Here is a 26,037-nt window from a genome sequence, read left to right on the forward strand (position 1 = left end):
TCGCGGGTCAGCGCGCGGTGGCGTCCTGTATCCGATCCAGAGCACGCCGCAGGTGGCGGCGCCGCTCGCCATCCTCCGCGAACGCCCGCCAGCCGCCGAAGTAGTTCAGTCGCAGGTCGCCGGCGAGGGCCGCTTCCAGCAACGGGGCAGCCCCGGCGGCGGGGGCGCCGATCTCGCCGAGATATCCGATCGCGGCAGCCATGACCGGGGTGACCTTGCCCTCCGGGAGCGCCTGGATCGTCTGGAGCAGGACCGGAACGGCGTCGGTGGGATCGCCGGTGACCCGCCACAGCGCGTGGGCGGCCTCCACTCGCTCCCAGTCACCGATGTCGGTCAGGGATCGGCGCAGCGGCTCCTCATGGCGCGCGGCCAACGGACCGAAGTCGGCCAGGAGTCTGAGGGCCTTGTTCGATCGGCCCTGCTCCAGAGCGGCGCCGATCATGGCCAGCGCCGGTTCGGCGTCGCCGGTGACCCGCCACAACGCCCATGCGGTGGTGACCCGCTCGACGCCGGACAGGTGCCCCGTCGCAGTCCGCGGCGGTCTGCGCAGGGCGGGCAGGGCCGATTCGGCGTCGGGGCCGATGGCGCCGAGCGCCGCGGCGGCCCACAGGCGCGCGTCGCCGTCGAGCAGACTCCTCAGCTCCGGTACGGCGGGCGCCGCCGACGCTCCCCACGCTTCCAGAGTTTGGGCGAGGACACGTCGCAGTTCGACGTTGTCAGCCCGGCGCAGGAGATCGCGTACGGCGGGTACGAGGACGTCGGCCCATCCCTCAAGCCGTCCGAGCAGCTCGTGCAGACCCGGAAGGGCGGTCATGTACGGGGACGTGCCGAAGAGGTTGGCCGACCGCGGGAACCTGACGCCACCCGTGGACAGCTGGTCGAGAAGGCCGGGACGGGCGCGCCGATCACCGGCCCACGCCAGCCCCCACAACGCGATGTCGGCGATGCGGGCCTCCCCGCGACGGGACAGTCGCGTCTCATCCGCCAGCATGGCGGCCAGCCGGTCCAGGTGCGGCCCTGCCTCGCCGCTGGCGACGAGCAGGTGCAGCGCGAACGCGCGGACCGTCGCGTCGGGGTCGTCGAGGTGCTCGACCAGCGGAGGGAGCAGTTCGGGCAGCGCGGACAGCCAGGTGCTCAGGACGACGCCCGCCGCCTTCACCCCACCGATCCGCACCTGCGGGTCGCGATGCGCCGGCATCCTGGTGGCGAAGCGGATGCGTGCCCGGCAGTGCCCGCCCAGCTCGTGGTCGATACCCCAGACCAGTGACTCGGGTGTGCCCCCGTACCACGGGTTGTGCCGCCAGGCCGCGAGATCACCCTCGCGGACGGCGCCGCAGACCAGGTCGATGTCCTCGGCCAGGCGGCCGAGCGCCATCGTCGCCGCCAGCTGTACCTGAGGCTCGCGATGCTCCCGCAGGCCTTGCAGCCAGGTCGCGCCGTACGGGGACAGCTTGCCCGCGGCGAGCACCAGCCCGAGCCGTACGGTCAGGTCGGGTTCGGCCGGCCACCTGGCGCGCAATCGATCCACGACCGTCTCGGCCTGTGGGCGCGCGGCCCCGAGCGCCCACGTCGTCATCCGCCGTACGTGGACGTCGGCGTCGTCGAGTGACTCCAGCAGCGGAGGTATGGATGCCGCCCACGCCTCCGGCCAAGCCGGATCGACCCCTCGCCCCCTGAGCTCTCCGGCCTCGTTCAAGGAGTTGATCCGGGAACGGACTGATGCGACGATCTCGGCGATCGGTCGCATGTCGTACGCGAACAGGTGCCGGGACCATCGGCCCGAACTGTGAAGGAAAGGTGGGGGCGTGATCCTGGACGGTGGCCCTGAGGCCGATATCCCGGGTCGAGTGCCGGTGGGAGACTCGCTGACGCATCCACTCGCAGAGGTGCTGGACGGAGTCGGCAGGGGCGAGTACCCGGACGCGGACGGCTCCGTGCGCGTCCTGCGCCAGCCGAACGACCGCGACTGCGGTGTGATCGCCTTCACCGGGCACAGCGTGGTCTTCGCGGACGTGGACCCCGCGTGGGCGCGCGGGTTGCTTCCCGGCGACGATCTGTCCGCGCCGCTGAACCCGCCGTTCCTCAGCGCTCTGGAGAAGCGGACCGGGCGCAGCGTGAACAACGTGGACATGCTGGTGGTGGCCGGTCCGCTGGCCGGTCCGCCCCCGGTGTCCCTCACCGAACTCGCCGATCCCGACCATCCCCGGGTGCGCCGTGCCGTACGGCATCGCGACGGGGTGCGGGTGTGGCGGGCGGAGGGCGGGATCGTGCTGCTGGGCCGGGGCGTGGCCGGCCGGTGGGAGATCGCGGTGGAGGTCGATCCCGGGTATCGGGGCCGGGGGCTCGGCGCGCGGCTCGCCCGTGCCGGGCGGCACCTGCTCGGCGAAGGACGGGTGGTGTGGGCCCAGATCGCTCCGGGGAACGCGGCCAGCGTGCGGGCCTTCCTGTCCGCCGGGTTCACCCCCGTCGGCGCCGAGGCCCTGCTCGTCCCGGCCGCCGACGTGTGAGAACCGACGGTCAGGCGGCCTCGGCGCCCGGTGTGGCGCCGATGGCGTCCGCGAGAGGCGCGGGCAGGGGATAGGGACGTTCGGCCGGTAGCAGGCCGGTCACGTCCCGCCCGTTCCGGAGGGCGGCGTGGATGTCGCGCACCCGGCCGGTGACGTCGGTGATCCCGAGGATCCACTCGTCGACATAGCGGTGGACGGCCTCGCCGGACAGGCCGATCTGGATGGATCGGTGCGGCAGGGCGTTGTGGTGCGCGTCGCGTTCCGGGTCCCACTGGATCCGGACCGGGCTGTGCCGCAGCCGCTCCGCCCAGGCCGTCGGGTCGGTGCCGTCGTGGTGGCTGAGGCAGGCGTGCCCGAGCGCCCACTCGAACCCGGCACGGGAGATCTCGACGGCCAGGACGCGGGTCTGCCCGGGTTTGGCGGCCCAGCCGCAGCGATACATCATCCAGAGGAACGAGGGCTTGATCCACGTCATGCGCTCCCGCTTGAACGGCGGGACGAACCGTCGCGCGGTAACGGCGGGTTCGGCGATCACCGGGTCGTACGCCTGATAGACGGTGACGGACTCCTCGGAGTAGGCGGCACGGATCTGCCGATAGGGCACGTTCATACCGATCAGCGTCGCGAATCGGCACGTCACCGGGCAAACGCATTTTTCACCTGAAAGCCTGATTGATCGGGACGGCCCAGGTGGGACGAACGGGACAGGTCGCGTCGGCGAGGAAAGACGCTCTTGGCCGGTACACGGGCGGCGTTGCACCATCGGTGCATGGCGGCCCTGGCTCCCGGCGATCCGCGCCGGCTCGGTGACTACTGGCTCGCCGGGCGGCTGGGCGAGGGCGGCCAGGGAGTCGTCTACGAGGCCTACGACGCGACGGGCCGCCGGGTGGCCGTCAAGGTGCTGCGGGCGGACGACGGCGCCGGCATGCGGGCCAGGTTCGCCAAGGAGGCCGCCGCCGCGCGGAAGGTGTCGCCGTTCTGCACCGCCAGAGTGATCGAGGCCGACCTCGACGCGGCCCTGCCGTACATCGTCAGCGAGTACGTGGGCGGGCCGAGCCTGCGGCAGGCCGTGGAGCGGGACGGGCCGTACGAGGAGGACCGGCTCTACCGGCTGGCCACCGGTGTGGCGACCGCGCTCGCGGCCATCCACCAGGCGTCGGTCATTCACCGCGATCTCAAGCCGGACAACGTGCTCATCGGCCCCGACGGACCACGGGTGATCGACTTCGGGATCGCCCGCACCCGGGAGATGTCCCTCACGACCACCGGGCGCGTGGCCGGGACCCCGGCGTTCATGGCCCCGGAGAGCGTCCTCGGGCAGCGGGCGGGCCCGGCGGTCGACATCTGGGCGTGGGGCGCCGTGACGGCCTTCGCCGCGACCGGGCGCGAGCCGTTCGGAGGGGACGGCATCGCGTCCCTCTTCCACGGCATCCTGGGCGCGGAACCCGACCTCTCCATGATCGAGGAGCCGCTGCGCGGCCTGGTCGCCGCCGCCATGGCCAAGGACCCGCGCGACCGGCCGACCGCCAGGTCGCTGCTGCTCGGCCTCGTCGGCGGCAGGAACGAACTGGCGCTGCTGCTCGCGGCGGGCACCCGTACGGCGGAGCTGGTCCGGCCCCCCGCCGGCACGTCGCCGCCGTCGCTCGCCGCGCTGGCCGAGGACGCCTACTCCGGACTCGGCCCCGCGGACCGTGCGCTGGTGCCGAGGATCCTGCTCCGCATGGTCACGCCGGGGGAGGGCGAGGACGACCTGCCGAGGAAGATTCACCCCGGCGAACTCCTCGACGGCGTGGTCGGCCCGGCGACGGCCGAGCGCGTGCTGTCCGGGTTCGCCCGGATGGACGTGGTGGCGCGCGAGGGCGACGCCGTCTCCCTCGCGAACGCGGCCCTGCCGCGCGCATGGCCCCGGATGCGCGAGTGGATCGACGCGGACAGGGACGGCCTGCGGATCCACCGGCAACTCGGCGACGCGGCGGGGATGTGGGACCGGCACGGCCGCCGCCCCGGCGATCTCTACCAGGGCACCGCGCTGGAGACGGCGGTCGCCTGGGCCGCCACCGGGCGCCAGCACGTCACGCTCAACCTGCTGGAGAGCGCCTTCCTCGACGCGTCCCTCGCGCTGGGCCGGGTGCGGGGCCGCCGCAGGCGCCAGCTCACCGGGGCGCTCTCCGCGCTGCTCGTCCTGGTGCTGGCGTCGGCGGTGGTCGCGGTGGTCCAGGGGGCGGCCGCCGCCCGGCAGCGTGACGTCGCCGCCGCGCGGCAGACCGCGGCGCGGGCGGACTCGCTGCGGTCGGCGGACCCGGCCAGGGCGATGCTGCTGAGCGTCGCCGCGTGGCGGCTCGCCCCCGTGTCGGAGGCACGCGCCGCGCTGTACAGCTCGCTCGCCCAGCGTGAGCACAGCGTGTCACCGCCGCCGAAGGTGACCGCGGAGGCGCGGTTCGGCCTCAGCGGCGACGGGCGGACCCTCGCCGTCGTCGACCAGGACCGGGCGGTGCTGTGGGACGTGGCCGCCGGCCGGGAGCGGGGCGCCGTCTCCGGCGTCGGCCGTGCCGTACGGGACGTGGCGCTGAGCCGGGACGGGAGGTGGCTCGCGGTCGCGGGGGAGCGCTCGGTGCGCGTCTGGGATCTCGTGTCGCGGCGGCCCGCGGGCTCGGAGATCGGCCAGGTGGCGCGGTGGCTGGACTTCAGCCCGAGCGGGCGGTCGCTCGGCCTGGTGACCGAGGGCGGCAGGTGGCAGATCTGGGACACCGCCGAGGGCACCCGGATGGTCGACCGGGCGGACGCCGGGGTCGAGGCCGTGGCGATGTCGTACGACGACCGGCTGGCGGCCCCGATGCTGGACGGCGACCGGTTCGAGCTGTGGGACGTCACCACGGGGAGGCGGCTGCCCGTACCAGGCGAAGGGCGGGCGGTCTGGGTCGCCTTCGGCCCGGACCGGCGGACCCTGGCGGTGAGCGCGGGCGCGGACGTCGTCTTCTGGGACCTGCCGGAACGGGCCCGCAGGGGCGGGCGGCTGGAGGGGGCGGGCGCGGTCTGGCTGGCGTTCAGCGCCGACGGGCGCTTCGTCGTCACCTACGACAAGAGGAGCGTCGGCCTGTGGTCGGCCGAGGGCGTGTCGCTCCTGCGCTATCCCCTGGGCGACACCTCCGGCATGCCGTCCGCGCGGATCGGCGCCGACGGCCGCACCCTCAGCTACCTGCTGGGAGGAGGGGCGGTCGCCGTGCTGGACGTGGACGCCGGCGCCCACTCCCTGAGGCTCGCCTCCGAGATCCAGACGGTCGCCTTCAGCCGCGACGCGCGGCTGGCCGCCGTGCAGACCGGAACCTCCCTTGAACTGTGGGACGTCGCCGGCGGGCGGAGGCTGGGACCTCCCCTGGCGTCCCCGGCCGCCACGGCGCTCGCGGTCAGCCCGGACGGGCGGGTCCTCGCCGTGGGCGCGGAGGACCCGCCCGTCCTCACCCTCTGGGACGTGTCCCGGCGGGTACGGCTGGCCGCGCTCCCCCTCGCGGACGTGAACTGGGTGGGCGGGCTGGCGTTCAGCCCGGACGGGCGGACGCTCGCGGTCAGCCCGTCGAGCGGCAGCCCCGAGCCGGTGCAGCTCTGGGACGTGGCCCGCCGTACCAGGAGCGACGTCCTCGCGCACGACGGCGGGGACGTCATGGCGTTCCGGCCGGACGGCGGGGCCCTCGCCGTGGGCGGCCTGGCCAACGCGCTCGTCGCGCTGCCCCGGGGGCCGGTCTGGGACCGGCCCTTCGGGCCCAGCGACGACGGCGTGCGCTCGGTGGCGTTCAGCCCGGACAGCCGCATCGTCGCGACCGGGTTCAGCAAGCTCGGCGTGGACCTGTGGGACGCCACGACCCGCCGCAGGACGGGCCGTCTGGCGCCGCTCCAGGGGCGTCTCGACGACGTGGTCGCGCTCGCCTTCTCCCCGGACGGCCGGTTCCTCGCCACCGGCGGGGCGAGCGGCAGCGTACGCGTCTGGGACGTGGCGGCGCGACTTCCGCTGGGCCAGCCGTACACGGCCCACACGGGTCAGGTGACGGCCCTGGCGTTCGGCGCGGGGGGACGCGATCTCTACAGCCTGGGCTGGGACGGAACGCTCCAGCGCTATCCCGTCGATCCCGGGCGTGCCGCCACCGCGGTGTGCGCGCGTGTGGGGGCGACGTTGTCAGAGGACGAATGGCGACGCCTCATCCCCGAGGTGTCCTACCGGAAGGTGTGCTGATCGTGCTGCGACTTCTCCTTCTCCTTGGACTCGCGCGTCTCACCGGCGGCCGGAACGGTGGCCGGGGCGGTGCCCGGGGCGGTGACCGGACCGGCCGCCTCGACGGCCGCGACCGTCCGGATCCGCCGGCCGTCGAGTACGCCGAGGTCACGCCGGACCCGGTGGTCCTGGACCCCGACGCCAGGGTCCCGGTCCGGATCGACGTCGTCACCGGCGGATCGGGTGGCGAACCGCCGCGCGGGGTCCTTTCGGGCCCCGACGGGTGGCGTACCGAGCTGGACTTCCACCGCGCCGCCGAGTCGCCGTTCGAGGAGGGATGGCGGGCGGAGCACGTCTTCTCGCCGAGGGCCGCGCGCGGCATCTGGCGGGCGACCGTGGCGCTGGGCGAGTCGGCCCACGAGCTGGAGTTCTCGGTCGAGGACGCGGAGGAGAGGGATCCGGCCGCGATCGTCGACTTCCGCGTCAGCCCCGAGCAGGTGGAGGAGGACGCGCCGATCACGCTCAGCGGGGTCCTGAAGGCCGAGCGGGTCCGGCCGGAGAAGCACCGGATCGTGCTGTCCTTCCGGCAGGAGGACGCGCTGTCGTGGAGCGAGATCGCGGAGATCGGCACGGACGAGTCCGGCGAGTTCGCCGTGACGCTCGACGCGTGGGAGCCGGGATGGTGGCGCGCGGACTATCTCGGCACGGCCCGCGGGTCCGACGGCTACCGCGCCCTCCGGAGTACGCGGAGCGAGGCCGCCTACTCGATGGTGCGCAGCGGCCCCAAGATGCGGTCGCGGTTCTCCGGGTACAACGCGCTTCCGTCCTCCACGGGTTCGGGGAAGCTCGTGAAGCACACGGGCAAGCTGATCCACGAGACCCCGCTGGACCCGCCGCCCGGCGTCGAATGGGTGGCCGCCCCGTCGAGGGAGGTGACCTTCTGGTTCAAGCCCTCCGGCGGCTCGTGGTCGTCGGCTCCCGTCGCCAGGGCGACGACCACGAACAACGGCTCCTTCACCAAGAAGCTCTCGGCGGCGAGGTCGGGCGAGTGGCAGGTGCGCTACAGCGGCCAGAGCGGAGATCTGAAGGCCGCTCCGAAGACCCGCCAGGTGAAGGTGAGATGAGGGAAAGGGCAAACTGACACCATTTGTCGGCACGCGACGCGCCGATACGGCGCTACCGTTTCAGACGTGGAGGAGATCGATCGCCGCATCGTGTCGTTGCTGGCCCGTGACGGCCGGATGAGCTTCACCGATCTGGCCAAGGAGACCGGGCTGTCGGTGTCGGCCGTGCACCAGCGTGTACGCCGGCTGGAGAAACGTGGCGTGATCCGCGGATACGCGGCGCTCGTCGACTACGACGAGATCGGCCTTCCGCTGACCGCGTTCATCTCCATCAAGCCGATCGACCCGGCCGCGCCCGACGACGCGCCGATACGGCTCAGCCACATCTCGGCGATCGAGGCGTGCCACAGCGTGGCCGGCGACGAGAGCTACATTCTCAAGGTCCGGGTCGCCTCGCCCATCGCCCTGGAGGAGTTGCTGCAGCAGATCCGCGCCTCGGCGAACGTGAGCACCCGCACCACGATCGTCCTGAGCACGCCGTACGACTACCGCGCCCCCGAGATCGAGCCCGGCCTGACCGGGGACGACGCCGAACGCTGAACGGGCGGCCCCGGTGCCGGGCCGCCCGTTCAGCGTTCGCGCGCCGGGCCACTACACCTGGGCGGGAAGGAAGTGCCCGCGCACCCGCTCGTACGCCTCGGGGGCCGCGCCGATCCGGTCGAGGCCGAGCAGGGCGGCTCCGACGATCGGCGGCACGTCGGCGACGACCAGCACGGCGTGCGGGGCGCGCTCCGCGTACCTCCGCTCGACGAGCGCCATGAGGAGCTCGTCGCCCGCGGTGAGCACGCCTCCGCCGAGCACGACCTCGCAGGGCCCGTCCAGCAGGCCGAGGCGGCGCATCGCGACCTCGCCGAGCACGGTCACCTCCTCGGCGAGCCGCTCGACGAGGCCGCGGGCGATCGTGTCGCTCCGCGCCGCCGCGAGCAGCGGGGGCACCAGCTCGTGCAGCCGCTCGACGGGCAGCTCCCCGAAGTGCAGCCCGATGACGGCCTCCTCGACCGTGGCCGTGCCGAACCCGGCGCGGACCACGTCCACCAGGGCGGTCCGCGGCCCCCTGCCGTCCTCGGCGCGCGCGGCGTGCCACAGCGCCTCCTCGCCGAGGCCGTACCCGCCGCCCCAGTCGCCGCTGAGCCGGCCGAGCGCGGGGAACCTGGCCACCTCGCCGGAAGGGGCGACGCCGACCGCGTTGATGCCTGCGCCGCAGACCACCGCCACGCCCCAGGGTCCCCTGGCCCCGGCGCGCAGCAGTGCGAAGGTGTCGTTGCCCACGACGACGTCCGGCGCGTAGCCGCGGCGGAGCAGCTCGTCGCGGAGCCGTTCCTCCTCGATCGGCAGGTCGGCCCCCGCGACGTACGCGGCGATGTGATCGGCGATGTGCCCGGCGATGTGCCCGGCGTGCCCGGTGTGCCCGGCGTGGTCCGCCTCCCCGGGCGAAGCCGACAAGACCGACGAAGCCGGCGCGGGACCGGCCTGAGGGAGGGTCCGCTCCACGATCTCGCCGATGACGTCGATCGCCGCCGCCACCCCGGCGCTCTGCGGCAGGAACGCCGCGCCCCTGCCGGTGGCCAGCACGGACCCGTCCTCGGACACGAGGGCCACGTCCGTCTTGCTGTTCCCTCCGTCGACCGCCAGCACGGTACGCGGGCGACGTTCGGTCACCGGGACACCGCCCAGGCGAGATGGGACCGGTTGGCCTCGACGAGCAGCCGGGCCAGCTCGTTCGCCAGGGACGCCTGCCCGACCAGCGGATGCGCGAGCAGCGCGTCCCGCACCCGCCGCTCGCCGCCGCGCAGCGCCGCCTCCAGGGCCAGCGACTCGTACGCGGAGACGTGCCCGATGAGGCCTCGGTACAGCGGTTCGAGCGGATCGACCGGCAGCGGTACCGCCCCGGAGGCCGTGATGCGGGCGGGCACCTCGATGACCGCGTCGGCGTCCAGGAACGGCAGCGTGCCGCCGTTGCGGGTGTTGACCACCTGGACGTCGCCCCGGTCGTTCACGAGGGAGGCGATCAGCGCCACGGCGGCCTCCGAGTAGAAGGCGCCTCCCCGCTTCTCCAGCAGTTCCGGCTTGGTGTCCACCGAGGGGTCGGCGTACAGGTCGAGCAGCGCGGACTCCATGGCCGCCACCTCGGCCGCTCTCGACGGCTTGCGCCGCTGCTCCTCGACCACCAGGTCGTGCGCGTAGAAGTAGCGCAGATAGTACGAGGGGACCGCCCCGAGGTCGCGGATCAGCTCCACCGGCAGTTCGAGATCGGCGGCGATCTCCTCGCCGTGCTCGGCGAGTACCCGGGGGAGGACGTCCTCCCCGTCGAGGTGGACCGAGCGCACCCAGGTCAGGTGGTTGAGACCGACGTGTCCGAGCGAGATCCGGTCGGGGGTCACGCCGAGACCGGCCGCGAAGCGGCGCTGGAATCCGATCGCCACGTTGCACAGGCCGATCGCGCGGTGGCCCGCGTCGAGCAGCGCCCTGGTGACGATGCCCACGGGGTTGGTGAAGTCCACGATCCACGCGTCCGGCGCGAGGCGGCGCACCTTCTCGGCGATGTCGAGCACCACCGGGACCGTGCGCAGCGCCTTGGCCAGGCCGCCCGCACCGGTCGTCTCCTGGCCGACGCAGCCGCATTCGAGCGGCAGTGTCTCGTCCACGTTCCTGGCGGCCTGCCCGCCGACCCGCAACTGCAGCAGCACGGCGCCCGCCCCGGCGACGCCGTCCTCGACGGTCGTGGCCGTGCCGACCGTGGCGGGATGGCCGGCGCGGGCCAGCATCCGCCGGGCCATCCCGGCCACGAGCGCCAGGCGGTGCTCGTCCGGGTCGACCAGGACGATCTCGGAAAGCGGGAGTTCGTCCCGCAGGCGGGCGAACCCGTCGATCAGCTCCGGTGTGTACGTGGAGCCGCCCCCGACAACGGCCAGCTTCATTTCACTCCTGTCAGTTTGACGCCCTCGATGAATGCCTTCTGGGCGAAGAAGAACACGACGATCACGGGTGCCATGGCCAGGACGGTCGCGGCCATGGTGAGGTTCCACTGGACCCGGTGCACCGACCGGAACGCGGCCAGCCCCAGCGACAGCGTCCAGTTGTCCAGGTCGGTCCCCGCGTACAGCAGCGGGCCGTAGTAGTCGTTCCAGCAGTAGAAGAACTGGAACAGGGCGACGGCGGCGATGGCCGGTCTCGCCATCGGCAGGATCACCCGTATGAGCGTCCGGAACTCGCCGCAGCCGTCCACCCGGGCCGCGTCGGAGTACTCGCGCGGGATCGTCACCAGGAACTGGCGCAGCAGGAAGATCGAGAAGGCGTCGCCGAGCAGCATGGGGATGATCAGCGGCCACAGTGTCCCGGTCAGGTGGAACCGCGCCCACACCAGATAGACGGGTACGGCGACGACCTGCGGCGGAAGCATCATCATGGTGATGACCAGCAGGAACGCCAGCTTGCGCCCCCGGAACCTGAACCGTGCCAGCGCGTACGCCACGGGGATCGACGACAGCAGCATGAACGCGGTGGCGAGCAGCGAGTACATGAGCGTGTTGCTGATCCAGGTCAGCAGCGGCGCCTTCTCGAAGATGTCCGAGAAGTTGTCCCAGTTCCAGGTGGTGGGCCACAGCTGGGACGTCAGCGCCTGCTGGTCGCTCATCACGGCGGTGAGCCCGATGAACACCAGCGGCCCGAGGAACATGATGGCCAGGGCGATGGCCACGGCGTGCTTGGCGATCCAGTACAGCGTGGCGCGGCCACGGGGCCCGCGCGCGGGCGGGCGGGCCGTCACCCGCTCGGGAACGGCGGTCGCGGTCACGGCGCCACGCTCCTCGGCACGGAGATCACCGCGGGGGCGGCGGTCATGATTCCTCCTCGGCGAACCCGCGGAACTGACGCAGCAGGATCAGGGTGAACACCATGGAGACCGCGAACAGGATGAGCGCGAGCACGCACGCGTAGCCCATCGCGAAGTCGCGGAACCCCTGCTGGAACAGCCATTCGGGGAAGGTCAGGGTGGACTGGTCGGGATAGCCGGGGGTGAAGACCGACCCGGCGGAGTCGGTCGCGCCGGAGGCGACCCGCGCGGCCACCATCGCCTGGGTGAAGTACTGCAGGGTCTGGATGACCCCGGTCACCGCGGCGAACATGAGCACCGGACGGATCACCGGGAGCGTGATGTGCACGAACTGCCGCCAGCCGGTCGCGCCGTCGAGCGCGGCGGCCTCGTAGAGCTGTTTCGGCACGTCAAGCAGGGCGGCCATGAAGATGACCATCAGGTCGCCCACGGACCACAGGGCCAGCAGCGTGAGCCCCCACTTGGAGTAGGCGGGGTCGCCGAACCAGTCCGGTGACTGGACGCCGACCGCGCCGAGCATCGCCTGCACCGGCCCGGTGCTCGGGTTGAGCAGGTAGACGAAGCCGAGCGTCCCGGCGACGAGCGGCACGAGCGACGGCAGGTAGAAGATCGTGCGGAAGATCCCGGCGCCCGCCTTCAGCCGGGTGATGAGTTGCGCGACGCCGAGGCCGAAGACGACGCGCAGCGGGACCATCACGACCACCAGCCACAGCGTGTTCCTGATGGAGGTCCAGGCGGCCTCGTCCTTCAGGAAGTACTCGTAGTTCAGCAGCCCGACCGGTTCGAGGGTGAACAGGTCGTACCGCTGGAACGAGAAGTACACCGTGGAGATGAGCGGGTAGACGAAGAAGATCGCGAACCCGATCAGCCAGGGGGAGAGGTAGGCGAGCGGGCGGAGCCGGTTCCCGAGGGTGATGGCGGCCATGAGGTCAGTCGCCCGCGGTGAGCTTGAGCTTGTCGTCGATCTTCTTGTCCACCCCGGCGAGCACCGCGTCCAGGTCGGTGGCCCGGCCGGACTCCCAGGCGATCTGGGCCTCCTGGAGGGTCTGCTGGTTGAACACCGAGTTGACGTGGGCCGGAAGCGTGGAGCTGTTCGGGTTGGCGAAGATGTCGAGGAACGTCTGGAAGTTCGGGTCCTTGTTCAGCTTGGGCGACTGCAGCGCGGGCAGCGTGCTCGGAACGTTCCTGATCGCGTTGGACAGCGTCACCAGCGCGTCGGTGTCGGTGGTGAGGTACTTGACCAGTTCCCAGGCGGCCTCCTGGTGCTTGGCGCCGCGCGGGATGCCGATGACCGTTCCGGCGATGAAGCCGGCGCCGTACCTGGCCGCCTGGTCGTCGGCGACCGGCAGCGGCGCGGTGCCGTATTCCAGGTCGGGCACGTCGGAGGCGATCATGGCGTTGCGCCACTCGCCGTCGATGGCCATGGCGACCTTGCCCTGCTGGAACGGGTTCTTGGCGGACCACTCGTCGCCGAAGCTCTTGCGGAACTTCTCCAGCTTGTCGTAGCCGAACCAGTCGGTGAGCTCCTTCTGCCAGGTCATCAGCGTCTTCCAGGCGGGATCGGAGCCGATCGCGGAGGTGCCGTCAGGGTTGGTCCACTTGGCGCCGACCATGACACCGGTGTGGATCGGGGCGTTCTCGTACATCTGGCTGGTCGGCATGAACCCGGCGACCTTGATGGTGCCGTCGGGGTTCTTCACCGTGAGTTTCTTGGTGAGGTCGGCCAGCTCGGACAGCGTCTTCGGCGGCTCGTTCCCCTTCATCAGCTTCTTGTTGTAGTAGAGGCCGTAGGTGTCGGCGAGCATGGGCATGACGCACCGCTTGCCCCCGTACTGGGTGTACTCGGCGATCACCTTCGGGAACAGCGTCGCCGCGTCGATCTTGCTCGCGGTCAGGTACGGGTTGAGGTCCTGGAAGATCCCGGCCTTGCAGAACTCGGCGACGCTGTCGGTGGTGAAGGAGAGCGCCACGTCCGGCGGGTTGCCGCCGCGTACGGCCTGCACGATCTGGGAGTCCTGGATGGCCTTGGTCGCCTTGACCGTGATCCACGGGAACTTCTGCTTGAACCCGGCCAGGCTGTCCTCGAACGCCTTGAGCTCGTTGTCGGCGCTGAAACCGTGCCAGAACTCGATGGTGACCGGGTCGTCGGCGGTCGCGGAGTTCAGCGCGGGCCCGGGGGACTCGGTGCCCGCCGTACAGGCCGTGACCAGGGCGAGACCGGCCGCGGTGGAGATCGCCAGCAATCGTTTCACGTGTGCCTCCTACGGGCGAAGGGGGGTGGTGGCGAGCGGGTTGCCGCCCCGCTCCGGCGCTTCCCGGCGCCCGGTCCATCCGAAGATCTCGTCCCGCGCGGTGTCGAGGGCGAGGTCGAGGGCGCCGGCGAGAACCGGATTGCCCTCGACGGTGGACAGGCGCAGCGGAGGTCGTGGGATGGTCAGCGTGTGCAGCTCGCGTTCGACCAGTTCGCGGAGCAGGTCGCCTCCGGCGATCAGCACCCCGCCGGACAGGACGACGATCTCGGGATCGACGACCGCCGTGATCGCGGCCAGGCCGACGGCGAGGCGGGAGGCGAGTTCCCGCAGTGCCTCACCGGCCGCCGCGGCGAGCCGCCCGCCGGACTCGGCCGCCAGCACCGCGTTCCGTACGGCCGCCGCCGGTGTGGTTCCGCGCAGCCCGTGCGCGCGCATGATCCGCAGTACGGCCGGGCCGCCCGCGAGCGCCTGGAAGCCGTGGTCGGCGCGCCGGCCGACGTCGCGGGCCGTGGGGGCGCCGATCGCGGGCATGTACCCGACCTCGCCCGCGCCGCCGGTGGCCCCCCTGTGCAGCCTGCCGCCGAGCACGAGCGCCGAGCCGATGCCCTCGTCCGCCCAGAGGAGGACGTAGTCCTGGTGCCCACGGGCGGCGCCGCGGGCCTGCTCGGCCTGGGCGACGAGGTTGACGTCGTTCTCCACGTCGACGGGCACGCCGACGCCGTCACGCAGGGTGCCGACGACGTCGGGGATGTGCCAGCCCGGGATGTGTGCGGCGTAGCCGAGACGGCCGGTCGACGGGTCGACGGCGCCGCCGATGCCGATGACCACGCGGCGCAGCGCGGTGACGTCGATCCCGCCGCCGGTCCCAGTGCCGGTTTCGGCGCCGGGGTCTCCGTCGCCGAGCTTGACGCCCGCGCAGGCGCCGTCGAGCGCGGCCCGCACCTTCTCCACGATGTCGCCGCCCGACCGCCCGGGGGTGGGCAGGAGGTACTCGGAGACCACCGCGCCGGTGATGTCGGCGACGGCGACGGCGATCCGCGTTGGGGTGACGTCGAGCGCCGCCACGTGCGCCGCGGACGCGTTGATCCGGTACAGCTCCGCCGTACGCCCGGGGAGGCCCTCACGGATGCCGTCGAGGACGACGAGGCCCGCCTCCTGGAGCCGGGCCAGCAGCTGGGACGCCGTGGGCTTGGACAGGCCGGTGAGCGCGCCGAGCTCGGGCCGGGTGAGGGGACCGCGTTCGAGCAGGACCATCAGCGCGGCGCGGTCGTTGATCGCGCGCAGCAGGCTGGGCGTGCCGGGGGTCGGCTGGCTCACTGGAGTCCTTCCAGGGGACGAGAGAAGTTAGGAAAGGTCCCTAACTGGAAGAGAAAGTAAAGAAACCTTCCGAACTCGTCAAGGGGTCGCCGCACCCCGCAACCGACTCGTGACGTGGCCGGCCCGCCGGGGGGACCGGAGCTCGGGCCGGGGGGAGATGGAGGCACTGCCGAGGGGCACGTACAATCGGTCGGCCTATGCCTCATTCATCGGCGGGCGAACTGGCCCGGGAACAGACGTACGTCGCCGCTCTCTACGAGCGGCTCGACGTGCTGCGGGCGCGTACCCGCGGGCAACTGGACGACGTGCTCGCCCAGGGCGCCACGGGCACGCACCAGAACCGTTCCGAGCGCGACTCGTTCGCCGGCATGTACGCGCAGCGTCTGGCGAGGCTGTGGGCCGTCGAGAACGGCCTGTGCTTCGGCCGCCTCGACAACACCGACGGCGGCCGGCTGTACATCGGCAGGATCGGCCTGGCGGACGACGACCAGGAGCGGCTGCTGATCGACTGGCGGGCGCCGGTCGCCCAGCCGTTCTACCGCGCCACCCCGGCCGCGCCGATGGGCGTCACCCGCCGCAGGCACCTGCAGACCCGCGGCCGTACCATCACGAACGTCGACGACGACCTCCTCGACCTCGACGGCCTGTCTGACGCCGACCGCGCCTCGCTCAACGGCGAGGCCGCCCTGCTCGCCGCGCTGGACGAGAAGCGCACCGGCCGCATGCGCGACATCGTCGCGACCATCCAGTCCGAGCAGGACGCGATCATCCGCAGCGACCTGAACGGCGTGCTCGTCGTCCAGGGAGGACCGGGAACCGGCAAGACCGTGGTGGCCCTGCACCGCGCCGCCTACCTGCTCTACACCTACCGTGAGCGGTTGGAACGGCGCGGCGTCCTCATCATCGGCCCGAACCTCACCTTCCTGCGCTACATCGAGCAGGTCCTGCCCTCGCTGGGCGAGACCGACGTGCTGCTGTCCACCGTCGCCGAGCTGTACCCCGGCCTCACGGCCACCCGCTGGGAGCCGCAGGAGGCCGCCGCGGTCAAGGGCGACATCCGGATGGCCGAGGTGATCGCGAAGGCCGTACGGGACCGGCAGCGCGTGCCGTCCAAGCCGGTCGAGATCCGCCTGGACAAGTTCACGCTCAAGCTCGACCGCCAGACCTTCGAGGCGGCCAAGTCGCGTGCCGTCCGGTCGAAGAAGCCGCACAACCAGGCGCGGGCCGTGTTCGTACGGCAACTGCTCAACGCGCTGACGAGGCAGGCGGCCAGGCAGCTCGGACGCGGCATGCTCGACGACGACGACTTCGCCGACCTGCGCGAGGATCTGCGGACCGAGACGCCCGTGCGCACGGCGCTCAACCGTCTGTGGCCCTACCTCACGCCGCAGCAGCTCCTGATCGGGCTGTACACCTCCAAGGAGCGGATGGCCTACGCGGGGCTGGACTCCGACGAGCGCGACCTGCTGCTCCGGGAACCGCCGCGACCGGGCGAGAACTGGTGGAGCGAGGCCGACGTGCCGCTCCTCGACGAGGCGGCCGAGCTCCTCGGCGACATCGACGAGGGCGTGCTGCGCGCGGCCCGGCGCGCCGAGGAGGAGCGCGAGGAGCGGCTCGCCTACGCCCGCGAGGTGCTGGAGCTGACCGGCATGGCGGACATCATGGACGCCGAGCGGTTCGCCGCCAGGCAGCAGGCCGACGAGGTCTACCTGACGACCGCGGAACGGGCCGCCAAGGACCGCACGTGGGCGTTCGGTCACGTGATCGTCGACGAGGCGCAGGAGCTGTCCGCGATGGCCTGGCGCGTGGTGATGCGGCGCTGCCCGAGCCGGTCGATGACCGTGGTGGGCGACATCGCGCAGACGGGATCGGCGGCCGGAGCGGCGAGCTGGGGCCGGGTGCTCGACCCCTACGTCGCGGGCCGCTGGCGCGAGGCGGGGCTCTCGGTCAACTACCGCACGCCGGCCGAGATCATGTCCGTGGCCGGTGACGTGCTCGGCCTGGTCGGCTCCGGCCTGAAGGCGCCGGAGTCCGTACGCGAGACGGGCGAGCGGCCGTGGGCGCTGCGGCTCGCCGACCCGGAGACCGGCCTGCCGCCCGTCATCAGGGAGGAGATCGTCCCGGACGGTCGCCTGGCCGTGATCGTCCCGCACGCGCGTGAGGCGGATCTGGGCGCGGCGCTGGTGGCCGGGGTGCCGGGCGCGGCCGCGGGACCGGGCCCGGCGGCGCTCGACGCGCCGGTGTGCGTGCTTACCGTCGCGGACGCCAAGGGCCTGGAGTTCGACTCGGTGATCGTGGTCGAGCCCGGTGAGATTCTCCGGGAGTCCCCGCGAGGACCAAGCGATCTTTATGTGGCGCTGACCCGGGCGACGCGACGGCTCGGCGTGATCCACTCCGAAGGGCTGCCCGAGGCGCTGCGGAGCCTTGTTCCGCGTCCTGAGTGATGTGGGAGTGTCGGGATCTGTGGAAATATGAGCGAGATCGCCCACACGTCCCGCCTCGATCACGGACATCCAGCCTGTCCTAGCTGCGAAAACTTGGTGTTTCCGCTGTTCGGGGCACGGTTGACATCTGCGCTGAGGTCGGTAGTTTGCTGCGCAGTCCAGCACGGGACTGACCGGTTGACCGTCTTCTGACTTCGCCCGATTCTGCGTCCGTGACGGAGGGGGACTCCGTCTGCACAGCCAGGCGCAGCGCTGGCGTTCCGTCGAGTCGGGGCACCTCAGCCGGCCGGGGGGTTGGACCCGGGAGGGGTCCGGATACCCAGTAGACAACGGAGCTCCGCGCCCGCCGCCGACGGGACGGATCCGGTCCGAAGGGTCTGTCCGGGCCCCCTTCCGTCACCGTGCTTCCTCGCCGGAGGGGCGAGGTCCCGTCCCGCGGAGAGTGAAGCCCTGCCCGGCCTGCCGGTACGACCAGATAAGGTCGGGGTGTTCCGCGATGGCCAAGCGGAATGTACACATCTGCTTTCTGCTCGAAACGCGGCAGGGCGTGTCGTGTCTGCGCGGGGAGGCTTCGGGGTTGCCCGGCCTGCGAACCGTGAACCACCAGGCCCGGCCGGAAGGCCGTGCGCTGTGATCCCCGGTTTCTGGCCGTGGGAGGACGTCAAAGGCGAGGAGAACACCGCCCCGTGGCAACCGAAGTGAAACCGCAGGCGATGCCGGCCCCCTCCGGTGCCGGCCGGCCGGTGTCCGGCCCGCGCCCGGCCGTCCGCGCCGCCGCCTCCGTCGCGGGCGGGCTGCTGCTCTTCCTCGCCTTCCCGCCGATCGATCTGTGGTTCTGCGCCCCCATCGGCGTCGCACTGCTCACCCTGGCGCTGTACGGCACACGCCCGCGCCGGGCGGCCTGGCTGGCCTACGCCGGCGCGGTGGCGTTCCTGCTGCCGACGTTGTCATGGGTGCGCCCGATCGGTGATGACACCTGGCTGGCCCTGGTGGCGATCGAGAGCGTGTTCTGGGCCGTGCTCGGGGTGGCGGCCACCCTCGTGATGCGCGTGCGTCTGTGGCCGCTCTGGGTGGCCTGCCTGTGGGTCGCCCAGGAATGGGCCCGCGGCGTCGTCCCCTTCGGGGGATTCCCGTGGGCCCGGCTGGCGTTCAGCCAGGGCGATTCGCCGTACACCGGCTACGCCGCGCTGGGCGGCGCGCCGCTTGTAACTTTCACGGTGGTCCTGTCCGGGACGCTGCTGTCCCTGCTGCTCATCCGGCTCGTCCGGAGCATCCGGTGGACCCGCGTCGTTGCGGGCGCGCTTCTCGGTGCGATAGCCGTACCCCTGCTGGGGTTCGCGGTGCCCCGGCCCGGTGACGAGGGCAGGACAGTGAAGATCGGGGTCATCCAGGGCAACGTGCCCGGCCGGGGAATGGACTTCCTGGGCGACGAGCCGGCCGTCGTGCTCCAGAACCACGCCGACGAGACCCACCGCCTGGCCGAGGCCGTACGCGCGGGAAAGCTCCCCAAACCCGACATCGTGGTCTGGCCGGAGAACTCCAGCGACATCGACCCGTACCGCAGTGAGTTGGCCAGGGGCATCATCGACTCGGCGGTCAAGGACGTCGGTGTACCCGTCCTCACCGGCATCGTCGCGCTGATCGGCGACGAGAACCGCGCGACGCGGAGCCTCATCTGGGACCCGGTCACCGGCCCCGGCGCCTACTACGACAAGCGGAACCTCGTGCCGTTCGGCGAGTTCACCCCGTTCAAGGAGATCATCCTGGCGCTGTCGGAGCGGGCCAACCTGGTCGGCCGCCAGTCCATCCCGGGGGACGGCCCCGGCGCGCTGCGGATGGGCCCTGTCACGATCGGCACGATCGGTTGCTACGAGGTCGCCTTCGACGGGACGGTGCGTGACGCGGTCGTCGCGGGCGGCAGCCCGCTCGTCGTGCAGACCAACAACGCCAGCTACGCGCTGACCAACCTGCCGCCGCAGCAGCTCGCGATGTCGAAATTGCGCGCCGTCGAGCACAACCGGAGTGTGATCACTACCGCCACGACGGGTATATCCGCATATGTGGACCCAGATGGCACGGTCGAGTGGCAGACCCGCGAGTTGGAGCCCGCGATGAACGTCGTGACCGTCCCCGTCAGGACACGCGACACGCTTGCCACGGAACTGGGCGCGGCTCCCGAGTGGATGCTGATACTGATGGGGGTCGGCGCGACGGCTGTGGCGGTCATCTCACGGAAGCGAACCCGGAACGTGAGCGACGTGGACGTCCCGCCCGTGCCCCCGGTACGGCCGGAAGGCATCGGCGACGCGAGCGAGGAGCGGTGAGCGACCCCTTGGGCATGGAGGAAGAGCTGATGGAGCGGACTTCCGGGCGGGTGCTCGTCATCGTCCCCACCTACAACGAGTGTGAGAACCTGCCGATGATCGTCGGGCGGCTGCGTGCGGCGCTGCCGGACGTGCATCTGCTCATCGCCGACGACAACAGCCCCGACGGCACCGGCAAGATCGCCGACGAGTTGGCGGAGAAGGACGACCACGTCCACGTCATGCACCGTCCGGGCAAGCAGGGGCTCGGCGCCGCCTACGTCGCGGGGTTCCAGTGGGGCCTCAACGAGGGATACGACGTCCTGGTGGAGATGGACGCCGACGGCTCCCACCAGCCCGAGGAGCTGCACAAACTGCTCGACGCGGTGGCCGCGGGCGCCGATCTGGCGATCGGCTCCCGCTGGGTGCCGGGCGGGAAGGTCGTCAACTGGCCGGCCTCCCGCGAGTTCCTGTCCCGGGGCGCCAACACCTACAGCCGCCTCATGCTCGGCATGCCCGTACGGGACGCCACCGCCGGCTTCCGCGCCTACCGGGCCGCCACCCTGGAGAAGGTCGGCCTGAACGACGTCGAGTCGCAGGGATACTGCTTCCAGGTGGACCTCACGCTCCGCACGGTACGTCAGGGCCTGCGCGTGGCCGAGGTCCCGATCACGTTCGTCGAGCGCACGGCCGGCGCCAGCAAGATGAACCGCAACATCATGGTCGAGGCGTTCTGGCGGATCGCCGTCTGGGGCGTCGGCGGCCTGCCCGACCGCTTCCGCAAGAAGGGCTGATCCGCGCCCGCTCTCCTTGGCGGGCCGGTTCCCGGCCGATCATCGGCGGCCCGCGCGCTTTCGCTCTGAGCGATACCGGAACCGCCTGGGCCGATGGCGGCGTTCCTCCTAACGGAGGTCGTGATGTCGCGTGCTGGGCTGTTCCTCGCTTTTCTGATCATTCCCGTCATCGAGATCTGGCTGCTGATCCTGGTCGGCCAGACGATCGGCGGCGGGGCCACGGTCGTGCTGCTGCTGGCCGCCGCCGCGCTCGGTGGGTGGCTGATGCGCAGAGAGGGGCGCCGGGCCTGGGCGGGGCTGCAGACCGCCCTTCAGTCGGGCCGCATGCCGGAGCGCGAGCTGGGCGACTCCGCCATGGTGATGGCCGGTGGTGCCCTGCTGCTGGTCCCGGGCTTCCTCAGTGACATCGCCGGGATCTTCCTCGCCCTGCCGGTCACCCGGCCGGTCGCGCGACGCGCTCTCGCGTGGTTCTTCGGCCGCCGTGTGAGTGCCATGGCGGCCCGCTCGCCGTACGGCCCGCTGTTCGACCGCGCGGGCGGTCCCGGTGCTCCGGGTGGTCCCGGTAGTGCGGGCCGGGTCGTCCACGGCGAGGTGATCCAGGACGACGAGGTCGTCGAGGGGCAGATCGTCGTCCGGCGCCAGGACCCCCGGCAGAGCCCCTGATCGACGGCGGGTCCCCTGCCGAACCACGGTCGGCGGCTCGCGGTGACCGAGGGACCCCCGGCCGGATCCGCGGCGGAGGCGGCGAATGATCCCAGTAGCGCATGGACCCTCCCCGAACCGCACGCTCACCGGCGGAGGAGGGCTCGCTCCCTAGCCTGGGCGCATGGCGCAGCGACTCCACGGGCCGTCATGACGGCGCCCGACCCCTTGTGGCGAGCGGATACGGGCTTCAGTAGGGACGTCGGCCCGGGGCGTCTCCGTTCGGTCACGCTGGTCCTTCTCGGGGCGGTTCTCGCCGGATGCGGCTCGGCTCCTCACGGTGCCACGACCAGCCCCGCCGCGGAACGCGGCGCCGTCCCGGCATCGCCCACGCCCGGCGCGTCCACGTCCGCGTCCGGGACCACGACCGCGCGCTCGTCCGCGCAGGCGGATCCGAAGCGGGGCGGGGTCGAGCGTGACATCTACGCCGCCGACCGGCCGGGGATGCTCAGCCCCGCGGTCAGAGGTTTCCCGTCCCGCGTGTACGTGCCCAACAGCGAGAGCAACAGCGTCCACGTCATCGACCCCGCGACGTACAAGGTGGTCGACCGGTTCAGGACCGACCGCCTGCCGCAGCACGTGGTGCCGTCATGGGACATGAAGAAGCTGTGGGTCAACAACAACATCGGCAACACGCTCACCCCGATCGATCCGAAGACCGGCAAGCCCGGCCGGTCCATCCCGGTCGAGGACCCCTACAACCTGTATTTCACGCCCGACGGCACGACGGCCCTGGTGATGGCCGAGCGGAACAACGAACTCGACTTCCGCGATCCGCGGTCCATGCGGCTGTTGCACTCCATGCCGGTGCCCTGCCGGGGGATCAACCACGCCGACTTCACCGCGGACGGATCCGTCTTCCTCGCGAGCTGCGAGTTCTCCGGCGACCTCGTCGTCATCGACTGGCAGCGGCGGAAGGTGCTCAAGACGATCGCCCTGGGCTCCATGACCATGCCGCAGGACGTCAAGCTGTCACCGGACGGCACGACCTTCTATGTGGCCGACATGTCGAGGGGCGGGGTCTGGCTGGTTGACGCGGCCACCTTCAAGGTCATCCGGTTCATGCCCACCGGGGCGGGGGCGCACGGCCTGTACGTCAGCAGGGACTCGCGCGTGCTCTATGTCTCCAACCGGGCCGCCGGCTCCGTGTCGGTCGTGTCGTTCAAGGAGGGGAAGCCGATCGCGACCTGGCACATCCCCGGAGGCGGCTCGCCGGACATGGGCGGGCTGACCGCCGACGGCCGCGAGCTGTGGTTGTCCGGGCGCTATAACAGCGAGGTCTACGTCTTCTCCACGGTGTCCGGTGAGCTGACGCACCGGATCAAGGTCGGATCGGGGCCGCACGGCCTGTGCGTGTATCCCCAGCCGGGCCGCTACTCGCTCGGCCACACCGGAATCTTCCGGTGACCTCAGAGGGGCCGGGGGCGTCAGGCGAGATCCCGCCTTCGGGCCTTCCACGGCTGAGGCGCCGCCTGCTCTTCGTGGCTGGTGCGCTGGCCGTCGCCTCCGCCTGCTCCGCCCCCCGTGACGGCGCCGGTGACGACCCCCGTGACGGCGCCCGCGCGCGAACCGGTGACGGCGGTCGCCGCGCCGCCGCCGCGCGTGGCGGCTCGCCCGGATCGTCGGCCCGTGCCGTACCCCGGTTGCCCGCGGAGGTGGCCCACGGCCGCCGCGATGATCCCGTGGTGTCCCTGACCTTCCACGGCTCCGGCCCGCCGAAGCTCGCGGAGGAGGCGCTCAGGGCGATCGAGAAGGCGGGCGGACACGCCACCGTGCTCGCCGTGGGCACCTGGCTCGACCGCTATCCGGCGATGGCCCGGCGGGTCCTGGACGGCGGCCACGATCTCGGCAACCACACCCAGAACCATCTCGACATCTCGTCGCTGGACGCCGCCTCCGCGCGGAGAGAGATCGAGGAGTGCGCGGCCCGGCTGCGGGCCCTGACCGGGTCGATCGGCGCGTGGTTCCGGCCGTCGGCGGCCCGCACCGCCACGCCGCTCGTGCGGAGGCTCAGCGCCCAGGCGGGCTATCCCACGTGCCTGTCCTACGACGTCGACTCCCTCGACCACACCGATCCGGGGCCGGACGCCGTCGTCGCCAACGTCCTGCGCGCCGTACGGCCCGGCTCCGTCGTGAGCATGCACCTCGGGCATCCGGGGACGGTGACGGCGCTTCCCCGGATCCTTGACGGGCTGCGGTCCCGGAACCTGCGCGCGGTGACCGCGACCGAGCTGCTGCGTCGCTGAGCCGGGGACCCTCGGCCGTCCGGTTCGCGCGCACGACCGGGGTACCGGCCCGCTGGTGAAACGTTCACCGATGTCCGGCCGGCGCCCGGGGCGGGCGCCGGCCGGTCAACGGCCGACGCTCTCGGCGAGGGCGGCCAGTGCCGCGCCCCGGGCGCCCGCCATGTCGAGGTCGTCCACCAGTGACACGGTCGCGACCCGCCGCTGCTCCTCGCGCAGGAGGGTGTGCTCGCGCACCTTCTCCAGGAACCACTCACGGAAGTGCGGCGCCGCCTCGACCACCCCGCCGCCCAGGAAGTACGCGCTGGGATCGGTGAAGTTGGCCGCGATCGTGAAGAGCCGGCCGATCGCCATGGCCTGCTGCTCGAAGACCTTGAGTGCGAGCGGGTCGCCGTTCTCGCCGTAGCCGCGCAGCAGCTTGGCGGCCTTCCCGATCGGCTCGACGGAGGCCAGCTCATGGTCGGGGAACCGGGTCAGCCAGTAGGGCAGCAGGTTCTTCTCGATGCCGGTCAGGGACGCCACGCTCTCGGCGTCGCCGGTGAATCCGCAGTTGCACTCCGGCAGCGGCTGCCCCTCCTCCAGCAGGCCGTGCAGCGGGATGTGGACGTGTCCCAGCTCGCCCGCCATCCCGGCGGCCCCCTTGACCACCCGCCCGTCCTCGACGATGCCGCCGCCGAGCCCCGTGCCGACGATCGCGGAGATCGAGGAGTGCTCCCACTCGCGGGCCCCGAAGCGTACGTGATGGGCGTAGAGGGCGGCGGCGTTGCCGTCGTTGTTGTAGACGACCGGAAGGTCCAGATGGGCTTCCAGCGCCCCCCGGAAGTCGAAGCCGTGCCAGGCGGGCTCGGAGAAGTTGGTCGCGCCCTTCGTCGAGATGACGCCGTCCGCGCTGGCCGGGCCCGGAGTGTCCAGGCCGACGGCCCGCACCTGGGAGCGGGTGATCCCGGTCAGCCGGAGCACGTTCTCCATGGCATGGGCCAGCTGCTCGACCGCCACCTCGGGTCCCTCGCGCACCAGGCTCGGCGTCTCCGCCATCCGATCCACCAGGAAGCGGCCGGAGGCGTCGAGCACGGTCGCGTTGTTGCTGGTGCCGCCGTTGTCGAGTCCGACGACGACCCACGAGTCTGCATGTGCCATGCGGGAGATTCCTTTGCCCTCGCTTGTCAGTGCGAAGACTATTGCGGGAACCGCCCCGGAGGCACCTGCCGTACGGACCCGAATCGCCGACCGGTCCCAGGGACGGCGGGCGTGGCGACCGGCGTCGAGACCGGCGCGGGGGTCAGCGTGCGGTCACGGGCACCCGGCCGGTCACCGACACCTCGTCGAGGTCGGAGACGAGGAGATCCGCCATGGCGAAACCGGTCCCGGTGCCGGACGGCGTATCCCGCGCTCCGCCCCGGTCCACGCCGACGATCAGTCCGAAACCGCCCCGCCGTGCCGCCTCAAGGCCGGGAAGCGTGTCCTCCACCACGATCGTCCGTTCCGGTGGGACGCCGAGGCGGCGGGCGGCCTCCAGGAACATCGCGGGGTCGGGCCGTCCGGGAAGCCCGAGCCGTCCGGCGTCGTCGCCGTCCACCAGCTGGTCGAACAGGTGGCCGACCGCCGCGGAGGTGAGGATCCGGCGGCAGTGCCTGCTCGCGGAGACGGCGGCGATGCGCACGCCACGCCGCCGCAGCTCGCGGAGCAGGGCCACGCTTCCGGGGTGGGCCGCGACGCCGTGCCGCCGCAGATGCGCGGTGAAGAGCGCGTCCTTCTCCTCGGCCAGCGAGCGGACGCTGGCGGTGCCGGGCGGGCCGTCCTCGGGCAGGCTGAGGCCGCGGGAGGCCAGGAACGTGCGGATGCCGTCGAGCCGTGGCCGCCCGTCCACGTGGCGCAGGTAGTCGTCGCGGATGTCGAACGGCTCCGAGCGGCCGTGCAGGAACGTGTCGAACACGTGCTTCCAGGCCGCGGCGTGCACGCGGGCGGTGTCGGTGACCACGCCGTCCGTGTCGAGGATCGCCGCGTTGAACGAGGTCAGATCGATGGCCGCCATGGCGCCGCCCTTTCCGTGCTGGACGTTGGAGTGAACACGAGCCTCTCCGTTCCGGTTCGGATGGGCACCACCGGACCGTTCCATCATGAGGGACGGCTCCATGGCGGCCTGGAACCACCCCACCATCTCGCGAGATCCCGGGGAAAGGCCGAAGGTCCGTGATCGGTGGGCCCAACGGCCCCGGCGTACGGCACCGCGGGGGCGGAGGCGCACCGCCCAGGTCCCGGGCCATCGCGGCGGCTCCGGACGGAGGGTCCAGAGTAGGGGGAGGGGCATTCACCTC

General features: G+C 72.0%; 20 protein-coding genes. 10 read left to right on the forward strand and 10 right to left on the reverse strand.

What is annotated here, in order from left to right:
- Window positions 1–7: 7 nt before the first annotated feature.
- The gene (locus tag IMZ11_RS35370; protein WP_228646785.1) at window positions 8–1,747 is read right to left on the reverse strand and encodes a HEAT repeat domain-containing protein; all 1,740 of its coding nucleotides are present in this window, start codon (window positions 1,745–1,747) and stop codon (window positions 8–10) included.
- Window positions 1,748–1,805: 58 nt separating this feature from the next.
- Here IMZ11_RS35370 and IMZ11_RS35375 point away from each other — a divergent pair, with 58 nt between their 5' ends.
- Window positions 1,806–2,507, forward strand: a complete 702-nt coding sequence (locus IMZ11_RS35375; RefSeq protein WP_228646786.1) for a GNAT family N-acetyltransferase — start codon at window positions 1,806–1,808, stop codon at window positions 2,505–2,507.
- Between the two features lie 10 nt (window positions 2,508–2,517).
- Here the strand turns inward: IMZ11_RS35375 and IMZ11_RS35380 are convergent, their stop codons facing one another.
- Window positions 2,518–3,117, reverse strand: a complete 600-nt coding sequence (locus IMZ11_RS35380; protein ID WP_228646787.1) for a DUF4291 domain-containing protein — start codon at window positions 3,115–3,117, stop codon at window positions 2,518–2,520.
- A gap of 159 nt (window positions 3,118–3,276) precedes the next feature.
- On the opposite strand from IMZ11_RS35380, the gene IMZ11_RS35385 reads away from it, so the two are divergent.
- From IMZ11_RS35385 to IMZ11_RS35395, 3 genes are all read left to right on the forward strand, one after another.
- The gene (locus tag IMZ11_RS35385; protein ID WP_228646788.1) at window positions 3,277–6,732 is read left to right on the forward strand and encodes a WD40 repeat domain-containing serine/threonine protein kinase; all 3,456 of its coding nucleotides are present in this window, start codon (window positions 3,277–3,279) and stop codon (window positions 6,730–6,732) included.
- A 2-nt stretch (window positions 6,733–6,734) separates the two neighbouring features.
- Window positions 6,735–7,835, forward strand: a complete 1,101-nt coding sequence (locus IMZ11_RS35390; RefSeq protein WP_228646789.1) for a hypothetical protein — start codon at window positions 6,735–6,737, stop codon at window positions 7,833–7,835.
- A gap of 66 nt (window positions 7,836–7,901) precedes the next feature.
- Window positions 7,902–8,375, forward strand: coding sequence for an Lrp/AsnC family transcriptional regulator (locus IMZ11_RS35395; protein WP_082776880.1), 474 nt, complete (start codon window positions 7,902–7,904; stop codon window positions 8,373–8,375).
- Between the two features lie 51 nt (window positions 8,376–8,426).
- Here IMZ11_RS35395 and IMZ11_RS35400 read toward each other — a convergent pair whose 3' ends face one another.
- Genes IMZ11_RS35400 through IMZ11_RS35425 form a run of 6 tightly spaced genes read right to left on the reverse strand, consistent with a single transcriptional unit; the run spans window position 8,427 to window position 15,236 of the window.
- A complete protein-coding gene (locus IMZ11_RS35400; protein ID WP_228646790.1) occupies window positions 8,427–9,494 on the reverse strand; it encodes a BadF/BadG/BcrA/BcrD ATPase family protein in 1,068 nt (355 codons plus the stop codon).
- Window positions 9,491–10,753 carry a 6-phospho-beta-glucosidase gene (locus tag IMZ11_RS35405; RefSeq protein ID WP_228646791.1) on the reverse strand — a complete coding sequence of 421 codons (1,263 nt, stop codon included), beginning with the start codon at window positions 10,751–10,753 and terminating at the stop codon, window positions 9,491–9,493. The genes IMZ11_RS35400 and IMZ11_RS35405 overlap by 4 nt, the downstream gene beginning before the upstream one ends.
- Window positions 10,750–11,628 carry a carbohydrate ABC transporter permease gene (locus IMZ11_RS35410; RefSeq protein ID WP_228646792.1) on the reverse strand — a complete coding sequence of 293 codons (879 nt, stop codon included), beginning with the start codon at window positions 11,626–11,628 and terminating at the stop codon, window positions 10,750–10,752. Before IMZ11_RS35410 ends, IMZ11_RS35405 begins: the two co-directional genes overlap by 4 nt.
- 43 nt (window positions 11,629–11,671) lie before the next feature.
- A complete protein-coding gene (locus IMZ11_RS35415; protein WP_228646793.1) occupies window positions 11,672–12,592 on the reverse strand; it encodes a carbohydrate ABC transporter permease in 921 nt (306 codons plus the stop codon).
- A gap of 4 nt (window positions 12,593–12,596) precedes the next feature.
- Entirely contained in the window at window positions 12,597–13,919 is a 1,323-nt protein-coding gene (locus tag IMZ11_RS35420) for an extracellular solute-binding protein (protein WP_228646794.1), read from the reverse strand.
- A gap of 9 nt (window positions 13,920–13,928) precedes the next feature.
- The gene (locus tag IMZ11_RS35425; RefSeq protein ID WP_228646795.1) at window positions 13,929–15,236 is read right to left on the reverse strand and encodes an ROK family transcriptional regulator; all 1,308 of its coding nucleotides are present in this window, start codon (window positions 15,234–15,236) and stop codon (window positions 13,929–13,931) included.
- Window positions 15,237–15,433: 197 nt separating this feature from the next.
- Between IMZ11_RS35425 and IMZ11_RS35430 the strand changes: the two genes are divergently transcribed.
- From IMZ11_RS35430 to IMZ11_RS35455, 6 genes are all read left to right on the forward strand, one after another.
- Entirely contained in the window at window positions 15,434–17,680 is a 2,247-nt protein-coding gene (locus IMZ11_RS35430; RefSeq protein WP_228646796.1) for an AAA family ATPase, read from the forward strand.
- A gap of 686 nt (window positions 17,681–18,366) precedes the next feature.
- Window positions 18,367–20,004, forward strand: coding sequence for an apolipoprotein N-acyltransferase (gene lnt, locus IMZ11_RS35435; protein WP_228646797.1), 1,638 nt, complete (start codon window positions 18,367–18,369; stop codon window positions 20,002–20,004).
- A gap of 29 nt (window positions 20,005–20,033) precedes the next feature.
- Window positions 20,034–20,777, forward strand: coding sequence for a polyprenol monophosphomannose synthase (locus IMZ11_RS35440; protein WP_228646803.1), 744 nt, complete (start codon window positions 20,034–20,036; stop codon window positions 20,775–20,777).
- Between the two features lie 123 nt (window positions 20,778–20,900).
- Window positions 20,901–21,440 (forward strand): FxsA family protein, encoded by a 540-nt coding sequence (locus tag IMZ11_RS35445; RefSeq protein ID WP_228646798.1) that lies wholly within the window; start codon window positions 20,901–20,903, stop codon window positions 21,438–21,440.
- A gap of 189 nt (window positions 21,441–21,629) precedes the next feature.
- Window positions 21,630–22,886 carry a YncE family protein gene (locus tag IMZ11_RS35450; RefSeq protein ID WP_228646799.1) on the forward strand — a complete coding sequence of 419 codons (1,257 nt, stop codon included), beginning with the start codon at window positions 21,630–21,632 and terminating at the stop codon, window positions 22,884–22,886.
- 74 nt (window positions 22,887–22,960) lie between these two features.
- Window positions 22,961–23,725 carry a polysaccharide deacetylase family protein gene (locus IMZ11_RS35455; RefSeq protein WP_228646800.1) on the forward strand — a complete coding sequence of 255 codons (765 nt, stop codon included), beginning with the start codon at window positions 22,961–22,963 and terminating at the stop codon, window positions 23,723–23,725.
- 105 nt (window positions 23,726–23,830) lie between these two features.
- On the opposite strand, the gene IMZ11_RS35460 is transcribed toward IMZ11_RS35455, so the two are convergent.
- Together IMZ11_RS35460 and IMZ11_RS35465 are read right to left on the reverse strand one after the other, a co-directional pair.
- On the reverse strand, window positions 23,831–24,859 hold the full coding sequence (locus IMZ11_RS35460; RefSeq protein WP_228646801.1) for an ROK family protein: 1,029 nt from the start codon (window positions 24,857–24,859) through the stop codon (window positions 23,831–23,833).
- Window positions 24,860–25,001: 142 nt separating this feature from the next.
- On the reverse strand, window positions 25,002–25,754 hold the full coding sequence (locus IMZ11_RS35465) for an HAD family phosphatase (RefSeq protein WP_228646804.1): 753 nt from the start codon (window positions 25,752–25,754) through the stop codon (window positions 25,002–25,004).
- Window positions 25,755–26,037 lie beyond the last annotated feature (283 nt).

Origin of the sequence: Microtetraspora sp. AC03309 (assembly GCF_020826795.1) — a bacterium.
GTDB lineage: Bacteria > Actinomycetota > Actinomycetes > Streptosporangiales > Streptosporangiaceae > Microtetraspora > Microtetraspora glauca.

Excerpts from the sequence above, each read along its gene's own strand:
- IMZ11_RS35370 (WP_228646785.1), bottom strand. The coding sequence starts at position 1,747 with ATGCGACCGATCGCCGAGATCGTCGCATCAGTCCGTTCCCGGATCAAC.
- IMZ11_RS35380 (WP_228646787.1), bottom strand. The coding sequence starts at position 3,117 with ATGAACGTGCCCTATCGGCAGATCCGTGCCGCCTACTCCGAGGAGTCC.
- IMZ11_RS35385 (WP_228646788.1), top strand. The coding sequence starts at position 3,277 with ATGGCGGCCCTGGCTCCCGGCGATCCGCGCCGGCTCGGTGACTACTGG.
- IMZ11_RS35405 (WP_228646791.1), bottom strand. The coding sequence starts at position 10,753 with ATGAAGCTGGCCGTTGTCGGGGGCGGCTCCACGTACACACCGGAGCTG.
- IMZ11_RS35415 (WP_228646793.1), bottom strand. The coding sequence starts at position 12,592 with ATGGCCGCCATCACCCTCGGGAACCGGCTCCGCCCGCTCGCCTACCTC.
- IMZ11_RS35430 (WP_228646796.1), top strand. The coding sequence starts at position 15,434 with ATGCCTCATTCATCGGCGGGCGAACTGGCCCGGGAACAGACGTACGTC.
- IMZ11_RS35440 (WP_228646803.1), top strand. The coding sequence starts at position 20,034 with ATGGAGCGGACTTCCGGGCGGGTGCTCGTCATCGTCCCCACCTACAAC.
- IMZ11_RS35445 (WP_228646798.1), top strand. The coding sequence starts at position 20,901 with ATGTCGCGTGCTGGGCTGTTCCTCGCTTTTCTGATCATTCCCGTCATC.
- IMZ11_RS35450 (WP_228646799.1), top strand. The coding sequence starts at position 21,630 with ATGACGGCGCCCGACCCCTTGTGGCGAGCGGATACGGGCTTCAGTAGG.
- IMZ11_RS35460 (WP_228646801.1), bottom strand. The coding sequence starts at position 24,859 with ATGGCACATGCAGACTCGTGGGTCGTCGTCGGACTCGACAACGGCGGC.
- IMZ11_RS35465 (WP_228646804.1), bottom strand. The coding sequence starts at position 25,754 with ATGGCGGCCATCGATCTGACCTCGTTCAACGCGGCGATCCTCGACACG.